The 26,009-nt window shown below is 60.9% G+C and carries 19 protein-coding genes and 3 pseudogenes; 5 read left to right on the forward strand and 17 right to left on the reverse strand.

The window, feature by feature from the left end; translation table 11 throughout:
* Positions 1-252 (forward strand): hypothetical protein (locus EOA13_RS38385; protein ID WP_206516445.1); only part of this gene is annotated, 252 nt, incomplete at its 5' end.
* 29 nt (positions 253-281) lie between these two features.
* Here the strand turns inward: EOA13_RS38385 and EOA13_RS29805 are convergent.
* From EOA13_RS29805 to EOA13_RS29880, 17 genes and pseudogenes are all read right to left on the reverse strand, one after another.
* Positions 282-524, reverse strand: coding sequence for a DUF2274 domain-containing protein (locus tag EOA13_RS29805; protein WP_024502859.1), 243 nt, complete (start codon positions 522-524; stop codon positions 282-284).
* A gap of 12 nt (positions 525-536) precedes the next feature.
* Positions 537-1,751, reverse strand: a complete 1,215-nt coding sequence (locus EOA13_RS29810) for a TrbI/VirB10 family protein (protein ID WP_063169228.1) — start codon at positions 1,749-1,751, stop codon at positions 537-539.
* Positions 1,748-2,773, reverse strand: a complete 1,026-nt coding sequence (trbG, locus tag EOA13_RS29815; protein ID WP_164548809.1) for a P-type conjugative transfer protein TrbG — start codon at positions 2,771-2,773, stop codon at positions 1,748-1,750. The genes EOA13_RS29810 and trbG overlap by 4 nt, the downstream gene beginning before the upstream one ends.
* Before the next feature lies 1 nt (position 2,774).
* Positions 2,775-3,506: a conjugal transfer protein TrbF gene (gene trbF / locus EOA13_RS29820; protein WP_063169230.1), complete on the reverse strand. Its 732-nt coding sequence runs from the start codon at positions 3,504-3,506 to the stop codon at positions 2,775-2,777.
* Positions 3,507-4,829 (reverse strand): P-type conjugative transfer protein TrbL, encoded by a 1,323-nt coding sequence (gene trbL / locus EOA13_RS29825; RefSeq protein ID WP_063169231.1) that lies wholly within the window; start codon positions 4,827-4,829, stop codon positions 3,507-3,509. It abuts the gene before it with no gap.
* 33 nt (positions 4,830-4,862) lie between these two features.
* The gene (trbJ, locus tag EOA13_RS29830; protein WP_024502854.1) at positions 4,863-5,588 is read right to left on the reverse strand and encodes a P-type conjugative transfer protein TrbJ; all 726 of its coding nucleotides are present in this window, start codon (positions 5,586-5,588) and stop codon (positions 4,863-4,865) included.
* Positions 5,585-8,035: a conjugal transfer protein TrbE gene (gene trbE / locus EOA13_RS29835; protein WP_063169232.1), complete on the reverse strand. Its 2,451-nt coding sequence runs from the start codon at positions 8,033-8,035 to the stop codon at positions 5,585-5,587. Before trbE ends, trbJ begins: the two co-directional genes overlap by 4 nt.
* Positions 8,029-8,301, reverse strand: a complete 273-nt coding sequence (locus tag EOA13_RS29840) for a VirB3 family type IV secretion system protein (protein ID WP_024502852.1) — start codon at positions 8,299-8,301, stop codon at positions 8,029-8,031. The genes trbE and EOA13_RS29840 overlap by 7 nt, the downstream gene beginning before the upstream one ends.
* The gene (locus EOA13_RS29845) at positions 8,301-8,609 is read right to left on the reverse strand and encodes a TrbC/VirB2 family protein (RefSeq protein WP_024502851.1); all 309 of its coding nucleotides are present in this window, start codon (positions 8,607-8,609) and stop codon (positions 8,301-8,303) included. The genes EOA13_RS29840 and EOA13_RS29845 overlap by 1 nt, the downstream gene beginning before the upstream one ends.
* A 12-nt stretch (positions 8,610-8,621) precedes the next feature.
* Positions 8,622-9,590 carry a P-type conjugative transfer ATPase TrbB gene (gene trbB / locus EOA13_RS29850; RefSeq protein ID WP_024502850.1) on the reverse strand — a complete coding sequence of 323 codons (969 nt, stop codon included), beginning with the start codon at positions 9,588-9,590 and terminating at the stop codon, positions 8,622-8,624.
* The gene (locus EOA13_RS29855) at positions 9,587-10,000 is read right to left on the reverse strand and encodes a CopG family transcriptional regulator (RefSeq protein WP_063170364.1); all 414 of its coding nucleotides are present in this window, start codon (positions 9,998-10,000) and stop codon (positions 9,587-9,589) included. Before EOA13_RS29855 ends, trbB begins: the two co-directional genes overlap by 4 nt.
* Positions 10,001-10,116: 116 nt before the next feature.
* Complete coding sequence (locus tag EOA13_RS29860) at positions 10,117-12,141, reverse strand: conjugal transfer protein TraG (RefSeq protein ID WP_063169233.1); 2,025 nt, start codon at positions 12,139-12,141, stop codon at positions 10,117-10,119.
* Positions 12,142-12,360: 219 nt separating this feature from the next.
* A complete protein-coding gene (locus tag EOA13_RS29865; protein ID WP_063169234.1) occupies positions 12,361-15,825 on the reverse strand; it encodes a Ulp1 family isopeptidase in 3,465 nt (1,154 codons plus the stop codon).
* An 833-nt stretch (positions 15,826-16,658) separates the two neighbouring features.
* A complete protein-coding gene (locus EOA13_RS29870) occupies positions 16,659-18,965 on the reverse strand; it encodes a S9 family peptidase (protein WP_063169235.1) in 2,307 nt (768 codons plus the stop codon).
* A gap of 667 nt (positions 18,966-19,632) precedes the next feature.
* Positions 19,633-19,864, reverse strand: a pseudogene (locus EOA13_RS39025) (IS5/IS1182 family transposase); the annotation flags it as partial.
* An 86-nt stretch (positions 19,865-19,950) separates the two neighbouring features.
* Positions 19,951-20,995 (reverse strand): annotated as a pseudogene (fni, locus tag EOA13_RS29875) (type 2 isopentenyl-diphosphate Delta-isomerase).
* Positions 20,996-21,083: 88 nt separating this feature from the next.
* Positions 21,084-21,977, reverse strand: a pseudogene (locus tag EOA13_RS29880) (hypothetical protein); the annotation flags it as partial.
* 902 nt (positions 21,978-22,879) lie between these two features.
* On the opposite strand from EOA13_RS29880, the gene EOA13_RS29890 reads away from it, so the two are divergent.
* The 4 genes from EOA13_RS29890 to EOA13_RS29905 all read left to right on the forward strand — a co-directional run bounded on the left by EOA13_RS29890 (position 22,880) and on the right by EOA13_RS29905 (position 25,834).
* A complete protein-coding gene (locus EOA13_RS29890; protein WP_024505654.1) occupies positions 22,880-23,176 on the forward strand; it encodes a DUF2604 domain-containing protein in 297 nt (98 codons plus the stop codon).
* Positions 23,169-23,786: a putative metal-binding protein gene (locus EOA13_RS29895; protein ID WP_024505653.1), complete on the forward strand. Its 618-nt coding sequence runs from the start codon at positions 23,169-23,171 to the stop codon at positions 23,784-23,786. Before EOA13_RS29890 ends, EOA13_RS29895 begins: the two co-directional genes overlap by 8 nt.
* 98 nt (positions 23,787-23,884) lie before the next feature.
* On the forward strand, positions 23,885-24,271 hold the full coding sequence (locus tag EOA13_RS29900) for a Mov34/MPN/PAD-1 family protein (protein ID WP_236383243.1): 387 nt from the start codon (positions 23,885-23,887) through the stop codon (positions 24,269-24,271).
* 3 nt (positions 24,272-24,274) lie between these two features.
* A complete protein-coding gene (locus EOA13_RS29905; RefSeq protein WP_024505651.1) occupies positions 24,275-25,834 on the forward strand; it encodes an E2 ligase fold family C protein in 1,560 nt (519 codons plus the stop codon).
* The last annotated feature ends 175 nt before the right edge of the window (positions 25,835-26,009 follow it).

Consider the following 26,009-nt stretch of genomic DNA (forward strand, 5'->3'; position numbering starts at 1 on the left):
CAAGGGAATCGCAAAACCGAATTGCAGGAAAACAGCGTCCAAATACCGCTAATCCTGCAATTCCAAAGCCGCTATCCGCCTCAATCAACAGGCCAGATCAATGGCTTGCGGATAGTTCACGGCCGACCAAATCGAAAATGCAAACTTAGGCTGTTGCGCGGTATCTCCTTCCACATCATCTCTTGCGCATACCTGCATTCCAAGGTGTTTGATCCTATGCTTCGCGAGGAGCAGGTAGGTCGCGACAGCTAGGCAATGTTCCAGCTGCCCTAGCGGAGGAGTCACGATTTTCCGGCAAGCTCCGTCGGCAGACGTTCCTTTCTGGCCTTGGCAAAGGCTCGGTCGCCTTCCAGAAACGCCGCCAGCATGAAAGGGATGAGTTCTGCCACGGTTTCAGACTGACCATAGGTCTGACGGTAAAGTGCAGCATACTCCTTGAGTGTTTGGCTCAGCTCCGCGCTGACGGTAATGGTGATCTTCGAAGCTGTTCGGTCCGGAAGTTTTCCAAGTTTCAGGTCAGCCATGATAACTCCTGCTCAACTGGCGTATGGCCGCAGCACGATGTCCTTGTGCACGATGACGCGCAGTGGCCAACCTGGGCGGACGACGATGGTGGGCTGGATATTGAGGTTTTTTTCGGTGATGCGCTGGCCGGCTCGACTGGCGTTCTGCTGGGCTGATTCCCGGATCGCCTTGACCAGATCGCTCTCGTTTTCGCCGAGGCTGAATTCTGTGCCGACACCGAGCAATGTGGCAAGCGCCACTCCCTTGATCATCTGCCAAGTGTGGAAATCGACTTCGTCTTCCAGCCCTGCGTAGCCGGCGGTGTCGCTCGCGGGCAGATTGTCGATTTCGGCCGACGAGCCGTCGGGCAGCAGAATGCGCTGCCAGACCAGCAGCGCTCGCTTTTGCCCGAACGCGACGACGCTGTCGTAGACGCCGATAAGACGTGAGCCCTGCGGAATCAGCAATATGTTGCCCGTGACCGTGTCGTGCACATTTTCGGTGACTTGCGCGACGACAAGGCCCGGCAAATCGGAATTGATGCCGGTGATCAGGCTGGCGGCAATCACGCTGCCAGCCATCAGTTGATATGGCGAGATCGGCGTCTGCAGCGCATGCGGATTGTAGATCCCGCCAGTGCTCCGCTGGCTGAGAAAATCAAGCTTTCGCTGCTGATTGTTCTGGTCGCCTTCCGCCGCCGCCACCGAGGCTGACGCGCGTCCTGCTTCGGATTGGGGAAGCGCCTCAAATGGATGCTGAGCAGTTTGCACGCTCTCTCCGACATCTGTCTTTTGAGCTCGATTTTCGACGCGGAAAAGCACCCGCGATTCACGCGCTTCGATCGCCTGCTGCGCTAGACGCTGCTCCTCGGCCGAGATGTCTTGGCCCGGCACGATGCCGAGCTGGCGCTGCCGCTCGAGGATGGGGCGGCCGAGGTCGCCCGGCAAAGGTAGCCCAAGGACGGGAGGCTTCGGCTTCATGCCGGAATAGTCATGGGGAAGCGTATCGAGCCCCTCGGCGGTTGGTTTGCGCTCAGTGTTGTAGAGATCTTCCGCCTGATCCCTGATGCGAAGGGCCGGCCCCTGGAGGGCGATCATGGTAACGCCGAAGACAGCGCCGGATCCGAGCGCTGCGATCGCGATGATCACACCGCGCCTGAACCGCACCACGCGGCGGGGAGAGGCCCGAAGCTGCAGCTCCTCGGGATCCAGTTTCGGCGGGATGCCAGAGCGGGAATTTTCGATCATGAGTCCTCACCTCGCCGGCTGCCGCGAAAGAGCGAGATCCGCCGTTGCGGTTGCCTGCCGTCAATCCTGCTGATGCGGATCACCTGCTGCCGCTTGGTGCCGAGGCGAAGTTCGGCCGCGGCGAAGAGCCGATCGACGATGTAATAGTTGCCGCGCACGCGATAGTTGACGAGCTCGCTGCTCCCATCTGCGCCGACGATGAAGAGTGGTGGCGCCTCGCCCTGATCTATGCGACGAGGGAACTCAATATAGACCTTGCTGCCGTCGTCGAAGGCTCGCGTCGGTCTCCAGGGCGGTGTGTCGCCACTGATTGAGTAGCGAAAGCGAAGGTTTTCGAGCGCGATATTCGACGCGACCGGTGTAACTGCCTCGGCTTGAGCATTGCGCTGGCGAAGCGCGATGATCTGGTCTTGGCTGTAGGTCCAGGAGATTGCCGCCATTGCGGTCTTCTCGGTGCTTTGAAGCTGCAAATGATAGGTCCGCCGGTCCGTCGTAATGACGACATTGGTGGCAAGACCCGGCGCGAAGGGTTTTACCAGAACATGGGTGCGCTGATTGTCACCGGTGCCGCTTGCGGTATCGCCAATGACCCAGCGCACGGTGTCGCCAGCCGACACGGCGGTTAGTTTCTCGCCCGGCTGCAGAGCGATGTCGGTCACGCGCTCCGGCGCGGCATAGAGTTGATAAAGCGCGCCATCGGTGAAGGGGTAGACTTGCACGGCATTAACATACCCGTACTTGGTGGGTTGCTGGGTCGCGGCTTTGTTGGCATCAGCGACGCGTTCTTCAGGGGGGCGCTTGTCCTCGGCCTTGCCGGGCTCGGGCTGCATTTGGCCAGGCAGCGGCAGTGGTTTTGGCACCTCGACAATTCTAATCGGCCTCTCCGGCGCCTTTTCGATCGCGGCCGGTTTGAAGTCGGCAGCGTCATAGGAAATCTCAGGCGGCGGCACCTTCTTCGATGCACAAGCGGAAACGACCGCTGCCGACACCGATAGGATCAGCACGGCACGAATCGGTGACATTTTACCTTTCATTGGTGGACTCCGTCGGAGAAAGGGGGGTTGGGACGGCGCTGTCGAGCTCGCGTGACCAGTCAATGGCATTGATGAAGACGCCGAGCGGATTCTTGCGCAGCTGATCCGTATTGCTTGGCGAGCGAATCACGATCGTGAGGATCGCAGTCCAGCGCATCGTGCTGGCAAGGCTTCCGCGCTCAAACACCTGCTCGGTCCATTTGACCTGGAATGAACTTTCGGAGGCTCTGACCACGCTGGTGACCTGTACCGAAACACTGCGCGTTCCGATCTGACCGAAGGGGTCGTTCGCCTTGGCGTATTCGTTGAGGAAGAGCGCTGCGCGATCGCTAGCAAAGTCGTACGCTGCCAACCAGTTCTGCCGTACCAAAACCGGATCGGTGGAAACGGAACGGACATTCTGGATGAAGCGGCCGAGATGCCAGGCGATCTGAGCATCCGAGGGCTCATAATTCCGGATCGCCGGCGCGACGGCGCGCGTCTCGCCGAAGCCATCGACCTCGACGACATAAGGCACGACACGGCTTTGCATCGACTGCCATACGAGTCCGCCGGAAAGCCCGGTCGCCAAGGCCAGGCAGCCAAGGGCCATGATCCGCCAGTTCCTGGCCTGCAGTCGAGATGAGCCGATGCGCTCGTCCCACAGCTGGGCGGCTTTTTGATACGGCGTGACCGGTTCGGGTGTTTTGCCGTAACGGTGCACGGGTCGCTTGAAGAGCATCTAGTCATCCTTGTCGTTGAGAGAGGGGGTGGCGCTGCCTCCCGGCCGGTCTCCGTCTCGGACAGCTTGCATGGCAGCGTGGCGATTTGCACGGGCGGTCTGTTCAGAACGTAGGCGCCTTGCCCACGTCGGCGCCGAAACAGTGGCCGAACCGGCAGAGCGTTCGGTCATTGGCGCTGTCGGCGTGCCGCCGGTCGCGGTCCACGCGGCATCGCGCCCGGCATCGGCGTTGCGCCCAACACTTGCAGTGGCGGATCGCGCTATGCGTATAGCGGCGCCGCCAGCTGCACTGGTTACACCATGCATTCCAGCAGCCACACCGGAGAGGCCAGCGTCGGGCGAGGTTGCGCGCCCGATCTGCCATGACGTGGAAGCAGCCGATCCCATTGTTGTGCCGGCTCGGATGGCGGCGACACCGCCGCTGGTTGCCATACGCGCGCCAGCAAATGCTGTGCCTCCAGCAACGAGTGATACACCCGCTGCCGCCGCGGTCGTGCCGAGGGCGGCGCCCGCCCCAAGCTGCGGTGCGCCTGAGACAAGACCCGACGCGATCCCCGGCCCAAAAATGCCAAGGCCAAGCAATGCCAGTGCGCCCAGTACCTGGGACATGGCACCGGCAAGATCCGGCTCCTTGCCTTGCAATGCGGAAGCGAACTCCCCGAAGAGCGTGGAGCCGATACCGACAATGACGGCGAGCACCATCACCTTGATGCCTGACGAGATAACATGGCCGAGCACGCGTTCGGCCAGGAACGCTGAACGGTTCCAAAGTGCGAATGGAACCAAAACAAAACCTGCCAGCGTGGTGAGCTTGAACTCAAGGATGGTGATGAAAAGCTGGATGGAAAGGATGAAGAAGGCGATGATGACCAGGAACCAGGCCATCAGCAGCACGAAGATGGTCAGTGCGTTGCCGAAGATTTCCGGGAAGCCCAGGAGCTGACTGGCTTGGTCAAGCATTGGCCAAGCACCTTCGAAACCGGTCGCGGCAATGCGGCCCGGGCGCAAGAGATTGTCTGCCGACAGATTGCCGGCCGACGCCTTAATCCCGAGACCGGCAAAAGAACGATAAACGATATCGGCGAGGTTCTTGAAATTGTTCAGAATGAAGGCGAAGACGCCAACATAGAGCACCTTGCGGACAAGCCGGCCGAGAACGCTGGTTTCGTCGCCGAGCGCCCACGCCAGGCCGGCAAGTGTGATGTCAATGCCGATCAGAATGGTAGTGAGGAAGGCGAGGTCGCCCGATAGCAGACCGAACCCGCTGTCGATGTAGCGGATGAAGGTCTCCATGAAGCGATCGATGACGCCAAGGTCGTTCATGCCGCTGCCTTTCTCGTCGTGATGAACTCGTGATTAATTGCCGGGATAAGCCGAGCCGGTACCCAAGAATCGCTTCGTCATCTCGCGGGCGGCTTCGTCTGACTGGGCCTTGCGGGCGGCATCCTCGGCCTCAGCTCGAAACTGCGTTGCGAGCAGCGTCTGGATCTGCATCTGCTGTTTTGTCGAAAGCGCCATCAGCTGGTTGGTGGCCTGGCTTGCCTGAAGCGCACCGGCCGCCCCTTGGCTGCGGTTGACGAGATCGGCGAGCAGATCGCCGTCGGCGCGGACGTTCTCGACGATTTGCGACTGGACACCCATGGTCTGGCGGAACGCCTGCATGGCGGTTTGCCAACGCTCCCGCGCAGCACTCGCCACATCGCTGACTTTGATCGTGGCGTCGTAGCTTTCCGGATATTGGCTGCGCCACTGGTCTTGAAGCTTGCCCAGATCAAAGCTGAGGCCACTCGCCTGGTCCATCAAGCCGTCGATGCGATGGAGCGAACCGGTGAGTTGGCCAACGGAAGAGAAATCCAGACGCTGAAGATTGCGCGCCATGTTCTGCAGCATGGTCGCCTGATTCTGCAGCGACTGGATCTGGTTGTTGATCTGCTCCAATGCGCGCGCGGCCGTCAGCACGTTCTGCGCATAATTGGACGGATCGAACACGATAAGGGCGTAGGCGGGCTGCACATAGTCGGCCATAGGCTTGGCGATCAGGGAAACGGTGATCAGGCCGGAGAGAAGGCGTCGCCGCATCATGAGAATTGCTCCTTGTCTGGTTGAGGGAATTGCTTGAGAAGTTCGCCGGCCCAATCGAGGCCGCGCGCGATCAGGAACTGCGAGGCAAAGCTGCCTTGCCCGTCTTCGGACATGATCCTGTCGATCAGAGTCTGCGTGGCCGGATCGGAAGCACCGCAAAGCGCAAGAGCGATGGGGCCAAGCTCGAGCTCGAACAGACGGTTGCCGCGGCGCGATTGCAGATAATACTGACGCTTCGGCGTGGCGCGGGCGATCAATTCGATCTGCCGCTCGCTTAAACCGAAGCGCTCGTAGGCTGTGCGCGCCTGGGGTTCCACGGCACGATCATTGGGAAGGAAAATGCGCTGCGGGCAGCTTTCGATGATTGCCGGCGCTATGCCAGAGCCCGCGATATCAGCCAGCGACTGCGTAGCGAAGACAACCGACACGTTCTTCTTTCGCAGCACCTTCAGCCATTCGCGGATGCGGGCGGCGAACAGCGGATTGTCGAGATAGACCCACGCCTCGTCGAGCATGATCAGCGTGGGCCGTCCGTCGAACCGTTCCTCAAGTCGCTGGAACAGATAGGTAAGCACCGGCAGCAAAGCGCTTTGGCTGTGCATTAACTCCTCGGTCTCGAAACACTGCACATCCGACAAGGCCAGCCCATCATGATCGGCATCGAGCAGGCGGCCGAAGGGACCGTCGAGCGTGTAGGGCATCAATGCGGTCTTCAGCGCATTGGATTGAAGCAGGACCGAAAGACCGGTCAGTGTGCGTTCCTGCGCCGGCGCGGTGGCAAGGCTGGCCAGCGCTGACCAAATAGCCTCCTTCACCTCCGGCGTGACGGTGACGTTCTCGTGGGCAACAAGGCTGGCGATCCATTCGGCCGCCCAGCTTCGGCTAGCCTGGTCGTTGATGCTGCGCAGTGGCTGAAAGGCAAGGGAACCGTCCGCTCCTAGCGCGTGGTGTTCTCCACCCATGGCAAGTGTTGCAGCACGGGCCGAATTGCCTTTGTCGAAGACATAAACCTGGGCGCCGGCGTAGCGCCTGAACTGCAGAGCAATCAGAGCAAGCAGAACCGACTTGCCGGCGCCGGTCGGACCAACAACCAGCATGTGGCCGACATCTTCGACGTGGGTGGAAAGCCGAAACGGTGTCGACCCACTGGTCTCGGCAACGAAAAGCGGTGGCGCTTCGGTTTGGGTGACTTTCGCGAGATGCTCGTTTGTCGCAGGACCGGCCCAAACCGACGACAGCGGCATGAGATGGGCAAGGTTCAATGTATGAACGAGCGGTTGGCGAACGTTAGCGTAGACATGGCCAGGCAATGAGCCGAGCCAAGCCTCGACCGCATTGACGCCTTCTCGGATCGTGGTGAAGCCGAGCCCATTGATGATGCGCTCGACCGCGCGAAGCTTCTCTGCAGCGGCTTGGCGATCCTCGCCCCACACCGTCACGGTGGTGGTGAGATAGCCGAAACTCACATGATCACCGCCCAATGCCTGAAGGGCTTCGTCGGCATCGAGCGCCTTGTTGTCGGCATCGCTATCGACAAGCGGGACCGGCTCGTTGGTAATGACCTCGCGTAGGATTGCCACGATCGATTTGCGCTTGGCAAACCACTGCCGGCGCAATCGCGTCAGCGTCTTCGTGGCTTCCGTTTTCTCGAGCGGAATGAAGCGCGTCATCCAGCGATAGGCGAAATCCTGATGATTGAGGGTATCGAGGATTCCGGGCCGGGTGAGGTTCGGAAAGCCGAGGATGGTCAGTGTGCGAAGATGCTGCTCACCCAGCATCGGCTCCAGGCCACCGGTAAGCGGCGCATCGACCAGGATTGCATCCAGATATATCGGCGTTTCCGGGGCCATGATAGGATGGCGACGAGGCGAAATCGTGCCGTGGAGGTAGGTCAACGTCTGAGCATCATCGAGGACGCGTACTTCGGACATGAAACCCGAGAAGAGATCGAGCACGCGGTTGGTCTCGTCACGGAACCTCGCCAGATCCTGGCGCCAGTCTCTTTCTCCTCGGGAATAATGAGAGTCGACGAGCGTGCTTTCTGCGCGCGCCTGGGCGTCCGGCGGTGGCATAAACACCAAGGTCAGATGATAGCGGCTCTCGTAGTGCGCTACCTTCCCCTCGAAAGCAGCGCGGCGTTCTTCGTCGACCAGCCACGACGCGGCGTCAGGAAAATGCGAGTTCGGATAGCCCAGCGCTTCTGTGCGCTCGGCCTCAAAGAACAATGCCCAGCCAGAGCCAAGGCGTCTGAGAGCATTGTTCGCCCGGGCGCAAATGCCGACGAGTTCAGCCTCCGTCGCACTTTCGAGATCCGGGCCGCGGAACCGCAACGTCCGCTGAAAGCTGCCGTCCTTGTTGAGCACGATGCCGGGCGCCACCAAGGCAGCCCAGGGTAGATGGTCGGCAAGCCGGTCGGCTTTGCTTCGATATTCCGAAAGGTTCAGCATGCAAGCCACCCCTTCAGACGTAGGTGGCGCACAAGCACGCTGGCGAAGTCCGGATCGCGTCTTGCGGCAAACACCGCTAACGAGTGGCCTGCGATCCAAAGCACCAGACCAGCAATCCATTGCTGCAAGCCGAAGCCAATGGCCGCGGCCACTGTACCGTTGAGGATCGCCACCGCGCGCGGAGCCCCGCCGAGCAGGATCGGCTCGGTCAGCGCCCGGTGGACCGGTACTGCGAAGCCCTCGATATGCTGCTCCCCGGCGGCCATCAGACGAGCGCCCCACCACCGAAGGAGAAGAAGGAGAGGAAGAAGCTCGATGCCGCGAAGGCGATCGACAGACCGAAGACGATCTGAATCAGGCGCCGAAAACCACCGGCGGTGTCGCCGAAGGCAAGCGTCAGGCCGGTGGTGATAATGATGATCACCGCAACGATCTTGGCGACCGGTCCCTGCACGGACTCCAGGATCTGCTGCAGCGGCTGCTCCCACGGCATGCCGGAGCCGGCGGCATAAACCGGGGCCGTGATAAGAAACGCGAGCGCTGTGGACGAAAGAAAGCGAAGCTTCTTGCGCATGAGGAAGGCCTTTCAAAGCTGCTGGAGTTGCGAAAGCGTGAGCGGGGCAACGGCGTAATCGCCGCTGCCGTCGAGACCGGTGACCTCGGCGATTGCGTCGATGTGGCGCGACGAGCCGCGTCCCGCTATGAAGACGATCAGATCTATCGCCTCAGCGATGAGCCGGCGGGGAACGGTGACCACCGCTTCCTGGGCGAGTTGCTCAATGCGATAGAGAGCCGAGCGCGCGGAATTGGCGTGTACGGTAGCGATGCCGCCTGGGTGCCCGGTGTTCCATGCCTTCAGCATGTCGAGCGCTTCCGCGCCCCTCACCTCGCCCACGATGATGCGGTCCGGCCTGAGCCTCAGCGTCGAGCGCACGAGATCGGCAAGGGTGACCGAGCCCCGCCTTGTTCTCAGGGCAACGCAGTCCCTGGCCGCGCACTGCAGTTCGCGTGTGTCCTCGATCAGGATCACCCGATCGTCGCATTCGGCGACTTCAGCCAGCAGAGCGTTGGCGAGTGTTGTCTTCCCCGAGGAAGTGCCGCCGGCGATCAGCATGTTGCGCCGCTCGCGGACGGCCTTTTTCAGCGCATCGGCCTGCAGCGGCAGCATGATGCGTTCGGCAACATAGTCGGCCAGGGTGTAGACTTTCGCGGCGGGCTTGCGGATGGCAAAACATGGCGCCAACACCACAGGTGGCAGCAGGCCTTCGAAGCGTTCGCCAGACGGCAATTCGGCACTGACGATCGGGTTGTCGGCGTGCGCCTCGGCGCGCACGTGCGAAGCAACCAGGCGGATGATACGTTCTGCCTCGGACGGGTGCATGTGAACGTCGGTATCGACCCGACCTTCGCCTAACCGGTCGAGTCGCAGCGCGCCGTCGGGATTGACCATCACCTCGATGACGGACGGATCGGCCAGGGCTTCGGTGATTGCCGGACCCATGGCGGTGCGCAGCATGACACGCCGCCGGTGGTCGGCCTCGGGATGAGAGCTCATCCTTCCCCTCCCCCACCATTGTCTTTGCTAAGCGACTTTTTGCCGGAAGCGATCTGGCGGCCGACCTTCTCAACGAATTTCTCGAAACGCTCTTGGGCAATAGCCTGCGTTGCCCGATCCGGGACCGGCGTGTGGGCGTGAAGGGTGATCGAAAAGCGGATGAAGAGCGCCAGGCTCTCCAGGATCACCTCGGAATCGCGCCTGACGTGGGCAAGATCGCGGGAGAGCCGGTCAAGCCTTACGCCGTAGCGCCGATCGAACTCGCTCTCGCCACGCCGCTCGATGAACGCCTCGATCGCCTTCCCCACGATCGCTGATTTGGTCGTTGACGGATCGCGACTGAGGTTGTCCAGTTTCTCGCTGAGCTCCGGCTCAAGCAGAAACTGATGGCGAATGCGGTGCGGCTTCATGCGGATCGTTCCGACGGCCCGGCGTTGCGCCGGCGACGGGAGAAGCATCGGCCAGACGCTCAAAATTGCTTATGGCCGTTATCTACGCTGAGGTGCGCTCGGCAACTCAGCGGACTTCAGAAGCCGGGAATGACATCGTCGCCCCTGCCCTCGTTGATACCGTAGACGCGGGCCGCAGTGGAAATCCGATCCATGACACGCTTGTCCGCGAGCGCTTCGCTGTCATCGTCTGCGGGCTTGTACAGATCGGCCTGATCGGGCTCTTGAGAGACAACAACGTCTTCTTCGGGCAGGCTTGGATGGCGTTGCTGCTGAACGCCTCCCTCGTCTTCAACTGGCGCGTCGGCGCTTTCCTCGTCCGCAGCAAGTCGGCTATCGACGCTGCACACTTGTCCAGTCCAGCCGTCCGGGCGTGATGCAGGGCAGTCCGCATAGGGTCCGTCGTGCAGCACCGGCGCAGGCAGCACCCGATCTGTGAAATTCTGATCCTGATAATAGCGCAGCTTCTTGGCGCGGATCGGCGGCAACCCAGAAACCAGGACCAATTCGTCTGACGGCGGCAATTGCATCACCTCGCCTGGCGTCAGGAGCGGGCGCGCGGTTTCCTGGCGGCTCACCATGACATGTGAAAGCCAGGGCGCAAGCCGATGGCCCGCATAGTTGCGCATCGACCTAAGTTCGGTTGCGGTGCCGAGGGCATCCGAGATGCGCTTGGCCGTGCGTTCGTCATTGGAGGAAAAGGCAATTCGCACGTGGCAATTGTCGAGAATAGCATTGTTCTCGCCATAGGCCTTTGAAACCTGGTTCAAAGATTGTGCGATCAGATAGGAGCGAATGCCATAACCTGCCATGAAGGCGAGCGCCGTTTCGAAGAAGTCGAGGCGACCGAGCGCCGGAAACTCGTCCAGCATCATGAGCAGCTGATGCTTACGGCTCTTCTTCGGGTCCCCCTCCAGACGCTCCGTCAACCGCCTGCCGATCTGGTTCAAGATCAGTCGCACAAAAGGCTTGGTGCGCGAGATATCCGAAGGCGGCACGACCAGATAGAGCGACAGCGGTCGCTCTCCATCCACTAGGTCAGCGATGCGCCAGTCGCAGGACGAAGTGGCCGCCGCGACCGTTGGATCACGATAAAGCCCGAGAAAGGACATGGCGGTCGAGAGGACGCCTGAGCGCTCGTTTTCCGACTTGTTCAGGAGTTCGCGAGCCGCCGAGGCCACTACGGGATGGACCTGAGGGTTATGCCCCGTCCCGAGATGGTTTGTCGTCATCATCCGCCGTAGCGTTGCGGCAAACGAGCGTTGCGGGTCCGACAGGAAGGTGGCGACGCGGGCCAGCGTCTTGTCCTCTTCAGCGTAGAGCACGTGCAAAATGGCGCCAACTAGGAGTGAATGGCTGGTCTTCTCCCAGTGGTTCCGTCGCTCCAGCGCGCCCTCGGGATCGACGAGGATGTCGGCGATGTTTTGAACGTCCCGGATCTCATCTGGGCCTTTGCGCACCTCCAGCAGCGGGTTGTAGCGTGCCGATCTCGGGTCGGTCGGATTGAACAGAAGGCAGTACGAGAATTTCGACCGCCAGCCGGAGGTCAACTGCCAATTTTCGCCTTTTATATCATGAATGATGGCAGACCCGGTCCAGGAAAGTAGCGTTGGAACAACCAGCCCCACGCCCTTGCCCGAACGCGTCGGCGCAAATGCCATGACGTGCTCCGGGCCGTCATGGCGCAGATAGCGATCGTTCAGCCTACCGAGGAAAACGCCCGCCGGCCGTAACAACCCTGCCGTCTCGACCTCATGAGTCGTGGCCCACCGTGAAGACCCATAGGTCGTAACCGACCCGCGCTGTCGCGCGCGCAAAAGCGAGCCAGCGATTGCGGCGGCACAACCCAGGAATCCGCTGGCGCCTGCAAGCGTACCGGCTTTGTCGAAGACCTCCGGCGCATAAGCATCGAAGTGGAACCACCATTCAAACAGCTTCCACGGCTTGTAGATTGGCCAGCCGGCGAAGAGAAACCATGGTGCGCCGAGAGGCGTCTGGTAGGTCAGCATTTGAGCGCACCATTGGGTTGCCGTCCATACGCCGATAATGACAATTGCGCACACAACGGCGATCTGCCCGATCAGTAGCTTCGTAGGTGTCATCGGCTTGGCCCGCTGAACAACGCGACCTAGCATCGCGCGGCGCAGCCGGGACAGGAATGTTCCTCACATACGATTTGGGAGCAATGAACGACTTCCTACGTATGCAGGTCGGTCAGCACGCGTGTTGCGCCTTCACGCGACACCATCCGCCACTCCATCCTTTCCATTCACCCTGAGGCCCGGCGCCGCCGACAGTTGCGTGACCGCTCCTCCGCAAAGTTATCTTCTGCGTTCAGGGAGCCACGGCGCCTGGGCTGGCTGATGAACACCGTCCGCTCGCGCATGTGGGGTCGAATTGATTTGTGCCCAAGTGGAGGCAGGCTCGTCTTCCAACAGTTGCCGCAGTTCCCCTGGCTCGAACGCCATCATCGGTGGGGAAGCGGGTTCATCCTCCAACAGTTGCCGCAGTTCCCCTGGCTCGAACGCCATCATCGGTGGGGAAGCGGGTTCATCCTCCAACAGCTGCCGCAGTTCCCCTGGCTCGAACGCCATCATTGGTGGGGAGGCAGGCTCGTCCTCCAACAGTTGCCGCAGTTCCCCTGGCTCGAACGCCATCATTGGTGGGGAGGCAGGTTCGTCCTCCAACAGTTGCCGCAGTTCCCCTGGCTCGAACGCCATCATTGGTGGGGAGGCAGGCTCGTCTTCCAACAGTTGCCGCAGTTCCCCTGGCTCGAATGCCATCATCGGTGGGGAGGCGGGTTCATCCTCCAGCAGCTGCCGCGGCTCTTCCTCGTGCGGCAAGCGCCTCCTTAGCCGGTCTTGCAGCGCCTGCCGATCGGCAACGAGGTTGTCGAGGGGCAGCGGCTCGTGGTCTGGCCGCTGCCCTTTCACCAATCGTTCAACCAGCGCCCACGTGCCCTCCAGGACAAATACGCCGCAATCATAATGGTTCGTCTGTCTGGCCATGGGGGCTGGCGCCAAGGTGGCATTCAGCAGTCCTGCGAGCTGTTTTGCAGGCACGTCGTTATATCCCTCTCGCTGGAGGGAGTCGTAGTGATAGGCGAACCGCCTTTCCGGGTCGCGGCGATCAACGAGCAGCAGCGACCAATGGGTGCCGGGGCTAGTAGCCGTGCCATTATTCACTGGCAAGAACAGGAAGTCGGCTGTGGCGTTGTTTTGATTATAGATGGACTGCAATATGCCTCGAGCGTCTTGCGGCGACGTGTGTCGCAGTAGATGGGATACGGAAGGATCCACCAGCCGAGTCCGGGCAGCGAGCGCCGGATTGATCCCCTGCAGTTGCCCCTCCAGCAAATTGTAATCTCTCTGGATATGGGCGTCGCTCAGCCATTCGGCGGCGCCGAGCACCCGCCCCGTTGCAACGTTGGACGGGGCTGTCGGATCGAGCGCCCCGATCTGAGCCCCAGAGGAACTGGTAGTCAGTGTGGTCACATCAACCAGTGGAAGGCCGCGGTAGGTGCCTGGCAGCCTAGCGGTTGCTGGCGAGGCGGGTTGGGGAGCTCTTGCCGGTGCCGCTGGCCCAGCTTCAGCAGCGGCCCCAACGCGCCTGGTGACTGCGTCTGCCGGATGAGCAGAAAGGACAGTTTCGCGCCCGAGCACAATGCGCGGCAGGATATCCCGGAGGTGAGCCAATGCAGAACTGATACTTAGCCTATTACCATAGGAGACAGCCTTGAAGCTCTCAACATCTTTATCCAGCGATTTGTCGTGAATCCGAGCCGCAATCCCAAGCTTGTTATTTTGACGCAGGTACTGACTAAAATGTCTAAGAAAATTTGTATAGCCGCCCACGGTATCTGGATTCCGTCCGGTCGCAGGCGCTGCCAGGTACTCCTTGGTCGAAGCGGCTCTGTAATTTCTAATGAGCTCGGCATCGTCAGGATAGGGGATCACGACAGGGCGAGCCATAATCGGGGCTCCGCCTGTCGACTTCTTGAGGTAACGCAGTGCGCCAGCCACGGTGGAGGAACCACCCGTACTCTCGTACTCCTTGAGATCCTGATCCAGCGACGAATGGTAAAGCCGAGCAGCAAACCCTGGCTTGTTGTTTTGAAGGAGCCACCGACTAAAGCCGAAAAGAGAATTTACATTGTAAGTGACCGTGTTCGCTTTGGCCTTACCCGCGTGGAATGCTGCCCTCAGCCCTTCGATAGCGGTCGCATCGTTGGAATAGACAGGACGCTTGTCGGCACCGTCGGGGACTACAATTGGACGATCCGGCTGCACTGTCGAGGGCATCGACCCACCACCTCCGGGATGCGGTGCTGGGGTGGATTCGTGCTCATCCCTCTGCCTGACGAGCTGCGCCTCACATTCCGGTGTAGCCACCTCATGAGGATCCTGCATCGGTTCGATCCCCTCCATCTCCTGCTGCAACCAAGCCAAAGCTTGGCGAGCGGCCTGCGCGGCTTCATCAACCGCGGAGGATGTCTCCACACCTCTGGCGGACGCCGGCAGAGCCTGCTCCGCCCGCCGTCGAAAGAGCTCTGGCGAGGCGGATTTCTCCGCCCACAATCTGGGCTGCGTAGCGAGTCCCCGTCCAGATTTATGTGGCACCGCCTCGCTTGGCAGCGGGCTGCTCCTGTCCCGTGCAGCTACCAGCTCCTCCGGGGCGCCCTGGTCGCCGTGGCGCCAGTTCAAGTGAGGGACGGCCTCTCCAAAGTCGGGCGCTTGGTGTTGGTGCGCGGTTGGGGCGAGAGACAATGGTAGATCGGTGCCCTCCTTATAACCTACCGGCAGGAGCTCCTCTGGCCAATCGAATCCCTGCTGTGGTGCGGTATGCTGAGCAGCGTCGCCACGGGGACGAGCCTCCATGCTGACCGCGTTTTCCAGATGATTCCCGAGTATAACGCGCGGCGGGTTCTTGCGGAGATAAACCAGCGCAGATTCGATCGGAGCTCCACCATTAGAGGAGGCGGCCTTGTAGCTCTCAACATCTTTATCCAGCGATTTATCGTAAATGCGACCCGCAATTCCGAGCTTGTCATTTTGACGTAGGTAATGACTGAAATGGTTAAGAGCAGTTGCGTAGCCGCTCGCGGATCTGAAATGTCTGGTGAGCGCGGCGTCGTCAGGATGGGGGTTCAGGACAGCGCGACCCACAATCGGGCCGGCTCCGCCCATCGACTTCATCAATTGACGCAGTGCGCCAGCCACGGTGGAGGAACCACCCCTACTCTCGTACTCCTCGAGATCCTGGCTCAGCGACGGATGGTAAAGCCGAGCAGCAAGCCCTGGCTTGTTGTTTTGAAAGAGCCAACGACTAAAGCCGAAAAGAGAATTTGTGCTGCGAGTGACCGTGTCCGGCCTGGCTTTACCCGCAAGGAGTGCTGACTTCAGCCCTTCGATGGCGGTGGCATCGTTGGAATAAACAGGACGCTTGTCGGCACCGTCGGGGACCACAATTGGACGATCCGGCTGCACTGTCGAGGGCATCGACCCGTCGAGATGCGGTGCTGGGGTGTATTCGTGCTCGTCCCCCTGCATCACAAGTTGCGCCTCCCGTTCCGATGTACCCACCTGATCGGTGGGGAGTTGCATCATCACGCGAGCGCCTGAGTTGCCAACCTCACCTGGTTGCCGCTCAGTGACAGCATGCTGCAGATTGCTTTGGATCCTCTGCCTCTTCGTTGGTCTCAACTCACCTTTACCATGCGAGCCATTGACGAGGACCTCCTCGCCTAGCGCACCCATCAACTCGTCCGCCGCCTGCAGTTCGCCCAAGTGCTGCTCAAAACCGGCTTGGCCGGCCTGTCCGCTTGCTCGTGCGGTACGGCGTGCTGCACCTGCAGCCAAGCTGCCACGATGAATGTCTAGTTTGTACGGGTGCACGCTATCCTCACTTCCACAGATCACATGAGCAACCTACTCAGGCAAGCTTTCGAGAGGCTGACGAGGTCCGCCGCCGCGGAAGGCGAAGGCTGGTTTTCTGCTCAGCGGTTGACGGCCTCGCGTGTTGCGGCCGCGCCGGGTATCACGCCAATCAATCTGAATAGTCGATGCGTCAAACGAACCAGGATGGGATTTTCGTAGCGGGGCTGCTCTACTCACTCTTGTCCTGAGGGCAGAATTCAACCATATCGCCGAGCAACTGGATGCCGATTGGATACCCGATCCGGAAAGCTTCAGCTCATATGTGACGCGAGGATGAGAATCGTGGCAGCTCCAGACCGACGGGCTGCCACCCACAGCGGCGATGACCGACGAGGGTCTTCTATTGCCAAGGCAATCGTCCGTTCGGGGACCTATGTGTTCCAATGCTCGTCGAGCGGATCGGTGGGCCGCACCGCCGTAGCGTTACGGCGAGCGGAAGCGGCGTTGGGTGCGGCTTTTCCCCTGAACGCTTCACACCAGGCTGATAGGGGATCTTGCAATCGCACACACGCGGTCTGCAGGCGTGCCTATCAAGCAGTTTGCTCAGACCAACGTCGCGGCGAGCCGATCCTCAATACGCAGCGCAAGTCCTAGACTCCACGATCGTCCTTCGGTGCAGATTTGCTCGCGCCTCGCCCTGATTACAGCTGATAAGGCGAGCTAACAATTGCAAGAGCCACAAGCTATTCCAGCTCGATCGGTTTGGTGTTCCAGTCGGGCGGGGTCTGACCGAGAATGTTGCGAACGAAGAAGTCTAGGAGTTTGCGCTCGGTGTAGGTGCCTAGAGTATGGTGATTGGCACCAGGAACGTAGACCATGTCAAAATCTTTTCCTGCCTTGATGAGTCGATCGGCAAGCTGGAACGAGCAAAACGGATCGACATTATCATCCATTTCGCCGACCGCGATCATCAGCTTGCCCTGCAGCCTGTGAGCATTGTCAACGGCGGAGGATTGCGAATATTCAATGCCGACCGGCCACCCCATCCAAAGTTCGTTCCACCAGGTCTTGTCTATCCTGTTGTCGAAGCAGCCGTTTTTGGCGACGGCGACCTTGTAGAAATCGGGGTGAAAGAGCAGCGCGCTGACTGCACTCTGGCCGCCGGCGGATGCGCCAAAAATGCCGACGTTGGATATGTCGTACCATGGATATTGCGCGGCCGCCGCCTTGTGCCACAGAATGCGATCGGGAAATCCTGCGTCCTTCAGATTCTTCCAAGCAACATCATGGAAGGCGCGGGAGCGGTTGTTGGTGCCCATGCCGTCGATCTGAGCAACGACGAAGCCCAGCTGCGTGAGCGGCTCTGTCCACCGCGAGAAGGATTTTGGGACGAAGGAGCCGTGGGGTCCAGCATAGATATTCTCCACAACCGGGTATTTCTTCGTCGGGTCGAAGTTGGCTGGCAGGTGGAGCACGCCCCAGATGTCAGTTTTGCCGTCGCGCCCCTTGGAATGGAAACTGAGCGGCGGCTGCCAGCCTGCGGCGACGAGCTCAGAAATGTCGGCCGTCTCGATCTGCTGGAGCTTGGCATTGTCGCTGGCGCGGTAGAGTGCCATGCGCGGGGGCAGATCGATGCGTGACCAGAGATCGACATAATAGCGCCTGTCAGGCGAGAACTCGATATGGTGGTTGGCCGGTTCGGGCGTCAGTGCAGTCAGTCCCTTGCCGTCAAAGCCGATGCGGTAAGCATGGACCCAATAGGGGTCCTCCTGCGAGTTCATCCCGCTCGCCTCGAACCAGATCTGACGCTTGACCGGATCGACATGGTTGACCCTCCGGACGACCCACTCACCTCGCGTGATCTGGTTTTCGAGCGCGCCTGTCCGGCCGTTGAAAAGATACAAATGCTCATACCCGTCGCGCTCTGATGCCCAGATGATCTCCTTCCCGTCATCGACATCGTAACGGAAGATTTTTCCGGCATCCTCCTGGCCATGCCCCAGCGGCAAATAATCAACGAATGTCTCGCTGGTCTCATCGATCAGGGAGCGCCCGCGGCCCGAGGCGGCGTCTACCTCGACCAGGCGATAAAGCTGATGCCCGCGCTGGTTATATTCGAAAGTGAAGCCGCGGCTGTCCGCCCACCACCGGAGAGGGGAAAGTTCGAAGACGTTCGAGAAGAGGGCACCGTCAATCACGATCTGGCGCCGGCCGGCAATGTCGAACAGGACTGGCTGGGGCAGCGGAAGGACATCGCCCGGCCTGGGATAGAATTTTGTTGAATATTCCCGCTCCAACTGGTCCGTCGAAGAATTGAGGTAGCGGACCTCTCGCCTATAGCCGGGGCGAACAAGGTAAGCGGCGAGGTGGCGCGAGTCCGGCGACCAGCTCAGCGTCGAAAAGACGTAGCAATTGCCTTCGGCTCCGTCCCGGCTCAGAGGAACATCCTGCAATCCGTCCTCGCTGCGCAGGAAAACGTTGCAGTTCTTGATATAGGCGATCCATTTGCCGTCGGGCGACGCGTTGCTCTTGTCGGGGTTGTTCTCCGCTGGCGGCGTGTAGCGGTGGCTGAGCTCCCTACGGTCCCCTTTCCTTGCATCGAATGTGGTGCTGGTACAGTCATAGCTTGCAAGGTCGCAGCTCCACCGGGTGTCTTCAATCTGGAAGTCGAGCCTGCGACCATCCTCACTCAGTTCGAAACGGTCGAACGGAAGATTGCCGGCTTGATAGCTCTCATGGCTCACCTTGTTTAGCGCTGCCGCCAGACGCGCCTGATCGAAAGCGGGCCGCTTGAAACCCGTGGCAGCATCGACCTGCATGAACTGCTGCTCGCCGTGGCTAGTCCGGCGGTAGACGAAGGCTTCACCCCCGGTCAGCCAGAAAGGCATTTTGGGGACATTGACAGTGAGCCCGCCATATCGATCGTTGATCGTAAGTGCGCGCTTGAAATCGGCCGGCGCTAGCGTCGGGTGTAAACTTTTCGAACCCTTGGCCAGCGTCTGAGTTGCCGATCGCCATGCGGCGCGCGTCAAAGCGCCGATCCTGGACATACCTGTTCACTTCTTTCGGTTTTCGGAATGCTAATTTTGAAGTTGGGTTCTCGTCGCCGGTCTGCAGCAGCGCCGAAGCGTCGCCTTGGAGGAGAGCCAGCACGCGGGTGCAGCCAGGCACGCGCAACAGGGGCGCTCCTTGGACATCCAGGCACTGGTTCGGGTGCCGATTGAAGAGTTGGCGTCCGCCGCCGAAACAACCAGGAAAGAGCGTCCATGCAGCCCTGACGCGACTATTTCCCCGCGAGTATGGCCGCTTGCTTTTCTGCATCATCTGAAAGGTCCTGCTCTAGTCGGGCCGGATGTCACCCCGGCAGAAATCATTGTGCTATTTCGACAATCTCCGAGCGATTGCCGCCGGCCCATGACGAGGTTTACCGATAGGGCGCAATATGCGTGCCAAAGGAAAAGCGGTTTAAATACACGGCAATCCGCCTATGTCGCATCCCCAACATCGTCGCACACCGGACAATGCCGGACGAAATTGTCCCGGGGCGTCAAATTGGTTTGATGGTGACCCAAGGAGTTCTGGCTTTATCTGAGGCGTTCGGCCTTTTTCGAAAGCCGGACTCTTCGCGCGTTTCCGACGGCCCGAAGCGCCTGATCAAAGCTGACGGCATTCCCGGGTCTTGGCCTTGCCACAGCAGCACCTGCTGCATCAATTCCGACGGACGCTGTAGAACACCTGCAACACACGGCCCGCAGCAATTTCTCCGGCGCAACGCTGGGGCGACCGCCTTTGGCACTGCAGGCGTACATGCCGGAAAGGATGCCGTCTAGCCGCACCAGCGCTCCATTGATCATCAGCCGGTGCGGGCACCAGGATGACCGGCTGGAACGAAATCTTCCAACCGCTTCATCGTGAACAGCTGCTCCATGAACACATCGCTCCCGTCAATCGAGCCGTCTCGCCAGGGGGATCAATAGTCTGTCTTTGGCGTAGGTATTTCAGCAGCCTGCTGTTAGCGTGCGGACGACGCCGACATCAACCGGCGGACAAATGCGACGAGGGCAACAAGCGCGCCTGACGCAACGCCGCCAGATCAGCCGAGCCCGTGCAGAAGCAGGCGACGGCCAACTGGCGGATGACGATCTCGAAATGCGCGACAACGGCCCCGGTGGACACTGTCGCCGCGCCCAGCACGCTGGCCGCCTGCCCGGCGATGTCCGCGCCCAGGCGGATGGCCTTGGCCACGTCGACGCCATCGCGGATCCCGCCCGACGCGATCAGCTTCACCGTTGGCAGCGCCCGACGCACCGCCTGCACGCTGGTCAGGGTGGAATCCCCCAATCGGCGAATGACATCGCCACTGCACGGTCGGCGGCATTGCGGGCGCGCTCGCCCTCCACTGCGGCCCAACTGGTGCCGCCGGCGCCGGCGACATCGATTACCGCCACGCCCGCCTCGACGAGCGCACAGGCACCGAGGCGGACAGGCCCGCCCCCACTTCCTTGGCCACCATCGGCACGCCCACGATGCGCGCGGCGCCAGCGATCAGCGCCAGGACGCCGCGCCAGTTCGCGGTCGCCCTCCGGCTGTACCGCTTCCTGCAGCGGATTGAGATGGACGATGAGCCCATCGGCCTCCAGCGCGTCCACCGCGCGACGCGCCAGGTCCAGGCCGTCGGCCTCCCGCAGTTGCGCGGCGCCGATATTGGCCAGCAAGGGAATGTCTGGCGCCAGGCGGCGCAGCGCGCGCGTTAGCCCCTGGGAGTTGCGGGATTGCAGGCTCACACGCTGCGAACCGCACATGGCGATCCCCAAGGCTTGCGCTGCCTCGCTCAAATGCCGGTTGATGGCCTCGGCCCGTGGCATGCCGCCGGCCATAGAGCTGATCAGCAGCGGCGCGCGCATAGCCTTGCCCAGCAGCGAGGCGCGCAGGTCGATCTGCGTCAGGTCCAACTCGGGCAGTGCGCAGTGTTCGAGATGGATGTACTCCCAGCCAGCGGCCACCGTGGCCGGCGCCGTTCGCCGATCCAGCACGATGTCCAGATGTTCGTCCTTCCCCGGCTCAGGGCGGTGTCGCTCATGCTCGCTCCATCCGTAGCAGCGGGCGACGGCGTTGCGTCGGATCGAACCGACGGCAGCGCGCCCAAGCCGCCGCCTCCGGCGCGTCCAGGCCGACGCACGCTGGCCTCCCCCTGCAGCGTCGCTGCGATAGCGGCTGGTCGAAGTCTGGTAGTACTGCGCGCGGATCGCCGCCATCGCCTCGATCAACGGTCCCCACGGCGCGGGAAAGCATTCTTCCGCCATCACCCGGTGCAGCATGCGCGTATGGCCGGCCAACTCGTCGTTGAGGAACTCAACCACAGGCATAGCCGGATAGCGCTGCAGAAGCAGGATCGCCGCGTTATCGCCGGCCGACCTGTCCTTGTCGCGTCCATGCAGATCGTTCTGCAGGCGCCCTATCACTGAGATGAGCCGCAGGACCTGGCGAAACGCTGGACGCGCGCGCAAGGTCGCCATGTCCAGCCCCCACAGCAGCGACAGGCAACAGAACACGGTCCCGTAAGCGATCGAATCGATGCCGTTGTGCAGGTACTCGGCGTAAGACCAGCGTCGCGCCCCTGCCGCCTGCGCGTGTCCGGCGCGCAGCGCCGCGCAGTAGCACCGGGTATAGTCGAGAAGCCGAGCATAGTCGTGACGATCGTAAGCGAGCGCAGCCAGCGAAGCGCGCAGCTGAGCGCAGCCCTCGAATCCGGAGAGCACGCACGGTACGCCGTGCCCCAGCGCCTGCTCCAGGGCGGCGAGCTGCTCCGGCGCGATCAGGCCAACGTCGTTGCAATCGTCTAGCCAGAACAGCAGCGCCAGTTCGCGATAGAACGCCACGATCAGCGTTTCGTCCTGCGGATCGCGGCCGGTGCGGGCGCTGGTGTCGCGCAGGCTCGGGTGAATGCGTTGCAGGATATACTGGCCGCCCCTTACCGCTTCCTCAGCATGCTCATCCGCGAAACCGGTCAGGGCACGCCCCCACTCAAGCACCTGCTGCAGCGCGCGTTCGGTCTGGATCATGGCGCCGCCCCTGCTCCCTCGGCTACGACGCGCCGCCCACAACGAAGCGCCAGCCACAACCCGGCGAGACCGCATCTCCGCGCCATAACGGCGATCGCGAAGTTATCGATCCGATTGCCAGTTGCTGATGCAAGCTCTTGTGAACGGCCGTTAGGACCGGCCCGCAGCCTCGCCGGCAGTATCGAGCAATCCGCTTGCGCCGGCTCGCCATAGCAGGCGAGGACGGCAAGGTCGCCGGCGGCAAACGCACGCGAGCACATTGCAAGCGACATCCGCGAACGCGGCGCCGACTGGTCAGCCTCCGCCTCGGTGCCCGCATATGTCCGCGAGTCGAGCAGCGCCTTCGCCACGAAATGAGCAGAACGCCTTACGAGCATCGACCGCCGGCTGCTGCGCATGCGCGATGATGAGGCATGGTCTCGCAGCGGACCCGTTCCGACAGATGCTGCACCAGGGACGAGGCGACCTTATCCAACAAGGCACCACTTGCGCTGTTTGTGGAGACGAGCGTCGGCTGCATCCATGCGGCTGCTTGAGTGGTGAAGACTCTGAACGACGGTTCCTACGGCGCTGCCGGCGCAATCGGCTGCTTGGGGGACGCGTGACGCAGTCAAAGCTCCCCTTGCCAAGCACGGAGCAGGCGAGTGAGAGAGCAGATGAATAGGCGTGTCGCCAATATTTTTGCATTGCTCTAATCGATTATAGTTGTGAGGAGCAATTTGAGACCATTTACTTGCGGCTCAAGTCACCCATAAAAGAAGGCAAGCACCGATTCGGTAGCTTATCCCCTGTCTTTCGCGTACTCGCGGCCGTGGCGCCGGGTGAACGATTGAAGACCGCCGGTCTCACTCGCAGGTGGGCGCCAGGGCGTGGGGCGGTTGGCAAGCCACAGGAGTAGGACAATGTCGAAGGATTCGGGTAAGGGCGATAATCACGGCGGCGGACCGGGCAAGATCGAGATCACGGTGGTGGTGAACGGCCAGCCCACGCAGGTCGAAGCCAATCCCAACCAGCCGCTTCACGTCATTCGTACCAAAGCCCTTGAGAACACGCAGAATGTCGCCCAACCAGCCGAGAATTGGGAATTCAAGGATGAGGCCGGCAACTTGCTCGATGTCGACAAGAAGCTTGGCGACTTCGGTTTCCCGAATACTGTGACCCTGTTCCTCAGCCTGAAGGCGGGCGTCGCAGGTGCCTAAACACCAAAGTGTGGATCCGGAGGTCTCCCGAGCGAAGTTTGATCGGGAGATCGGCCGGTTCCGGCCATATGCTGATGTCTATCGGGCTCAGGGCTGCTTCTTGATCGAGGCGACCTTTCCGCGCGCTTTCTTCATTTTCGCCAGCCCCAAGTTAAAGCCACGGGTGGTCAGCGCAGCGAGCGAGGTCGACTTCACCGACTACGACTTAAGACCACCGTCCGTGGTCTTCGTCGATCCGTTTACGCGTCATCCGATTGCCCGGAAAGATCTATACCTGAAAATGCTTAGACGTCCGCCGCTGCCCGGAACGCCGCCGGAGATGATAGGAGCTCTCATCCAGCAGAACGCCGTGCCGCTGACGGACTTCATCCAGGCCAACAGTCCCGAGGACGAACCATTCCTGTGCATGGCGGGCGTCCGGGAATACCACGACAATCCAGCCCATTCAGGTGATCCATGGCTGCTTCATCGGGGTTCTGGCGAAGGCTGTTTGGCCTTCATCCTGGACAAGATCATCAAGTACGGAATCGTTCCTATAGAGCAGTTGCAGATTCAACTCCAACCGACAATCGTAGGAATGGTGGTATCCCCTCAGGCGATACAAGAATGACTGGTTTGAGAGATGTAACGATCGTGACTCTCCCGCGCGGCTGCATCTCGACCACGCATGGGCATCTGCGCTCAGTTGGTCGCGAGGGCAATGAGGGGATGGCGCTCTGGGTCGGCGTTCAGCAAGAGCGGCACTTTGCCGTAACAGAGACGGTTATCCCGGCGCAGCGTCACATTCGGACAAACGATGGCGTTTGCGTGATCGTTGCGGCCGAAGAACTGCACCGGCTCAATGTCTGGCTCTACAAAAGCGGCCTGAAACTCTTGGCCCAGATTCACAGCCATCCGGGCCGCGCCTACCATTCGACGACGGACGACGCTTATGCGGTTGCTACCACGGTTGGGTGTCTGTCGCTGGTAGTGCCGAATTTCGCCCGCGAGCCTTTCGATTTTGCTCGGGTCGCCGCCTATCGGCTTGACGAAAAGGCCAAATGGAATGCGCTCCCTCCCGCGGCACTGTCGCGAATGATCATGATATCGAGTTGAACAATGGCATTCGCTAACTTCATCGATCGCGCCGCCACGGCGGCATCTCAGGTCCTGGCCGATTTTCATCTGGGAGACTTCAAAGCAGCTCTTGAAAAGCAGGTCGTGGCAGTCGCCTTCGACCATCAGGCCGCTTCCTGCGCCGAAGGCCAGGCGACACTAGATCTTGCGGTGAGATTGCTCGCTAGGCTCTACCCGGTTCTGGCGATACTCCCGCTGGACAGCGCGGCGAGCTCTCAAGCCCAAGCGCTGGAGCGCTTGGCAAAGTCGATCAATCCAAAAGTCGGCATCCGGCGTTCCGGCAAGTCTGCCACCGTCTGCGTCGTTGCAGGGGTAACGCGCCCATCACTCCGGTGCCCGATCTTTTTCGTGGGATCGGACGGTTGGGCGGCAAAGCTGTCGCGTACGGACCCGGTGGGCTCTGGCCCAAGTCTGCTGCCTTATGGAGCTGGCGCCGCCAGTTGCTTCGGCGCCGCCAACGTCTTTCGAACTATCTTCGCTGCCCAGTTGACCGGCGCCGAGTTGGACGAAACCATCGACCTCTCGCTATGCAGCTACGACAAGACCAAAGCCGGAGAGCCTGGCCCGATCGACTTCCCAGTCGACCTTGGCGAAACCCACCTCGTTGGGCTCGGTGCGATAGGCCATGGCTCGCTTTGGGCGCTAGCGAGACAACCCGATCTCAAAGGTCGTCTGCATGTAATCGATCACGAAGCGATCGAACTCTCAAACCTGCAGCGCTACGCATTGGCTGGCCAGGCGGAGATTGGTATGTCCAAAGCGGTTCTTGCAGCCACCGCCCTTAGATCGACTGCCCTTGAGGTCGAGGCGCACCCTCTGACGTGGGCAGAATATGTTGCGCGCCGGGGCAATTGGGTCTTCGACCAAGTGGGTGTGGCGCTTGACACCGCCGCCGACCGTCTGGCTGTCCAAGGTGCACTGCCGCGATGGATCGCAAACGCTTGGACGCAGGAGCACGATCTCGGTATCTCCCGGCATGGTTTCGATGACGGCCAGGCTTGCCTTTGTTGCATGTACCTGCCATCCGGAAAATCCAAGGACGAGCACCAGCTGATTGCCGAGGAACTCGGAATACCGGAAGCACACGAGCAGGTGAAAACGCTCCTGCAGACCAATGCCGGAGTTCCCAACGACTTTGTAGTTCGCGTGGCTACAGCGATGGCTGTGCCGTTTGAACCGCTAGCCCCGTTTGTCGGCCAGCCCCTGCGCTCCTTTTATCAGCAGGCTATCTGCGGCGGTCTGGTGTTCCAGCTTAGCGAAGGAAGTCGCCGCGTTCGAACTGTGGTTCCGATGGCCTTTCAGTCGGTGCTTGCCGGGATTATGCTTGCCGCGGATTTGGTCAAACATAGTGCGGGGTTTCCCATGAGCCCGACGACGAGCACTCGGGTGAATCTTCTGCGCCCCCTTGGCTCTCACTTGCACGATCCGAAGGCCAAGGACTCCAGCGGCCGCTGCATCTGTAGCGACGACGATTTCATTGCCGCTTACAGGCGCAAATACGGCGAGCGCGTTGATCAGGTAAGCGATGTCTCGGCCGCCTAAACAGACGCGCACCTCTCCGTAGACGCAGGGGGCGCGGCTTGTGGGCGTGACCATGGGCGCCATTATCACACGCTTGGCCCGCTCCTTTGCCGGCCTATCGTCCTCCGCGCATGATCCCTGTTGCCGACGTGATGATCCAGCACCAGCCGCCATGGCACCAGAGGCTGGTCAAACC

The organism is Mesorhizobium sp. M7A.F.Ca.US.011.01.1.1 (assembly GCF_003998295.1).
Taxonomy (GTDB): Bacteria; Pseudomonadota; Alphaproteobacteria; order Rhizobiales; family Rhizobiaceae; genus Mesorhizobium.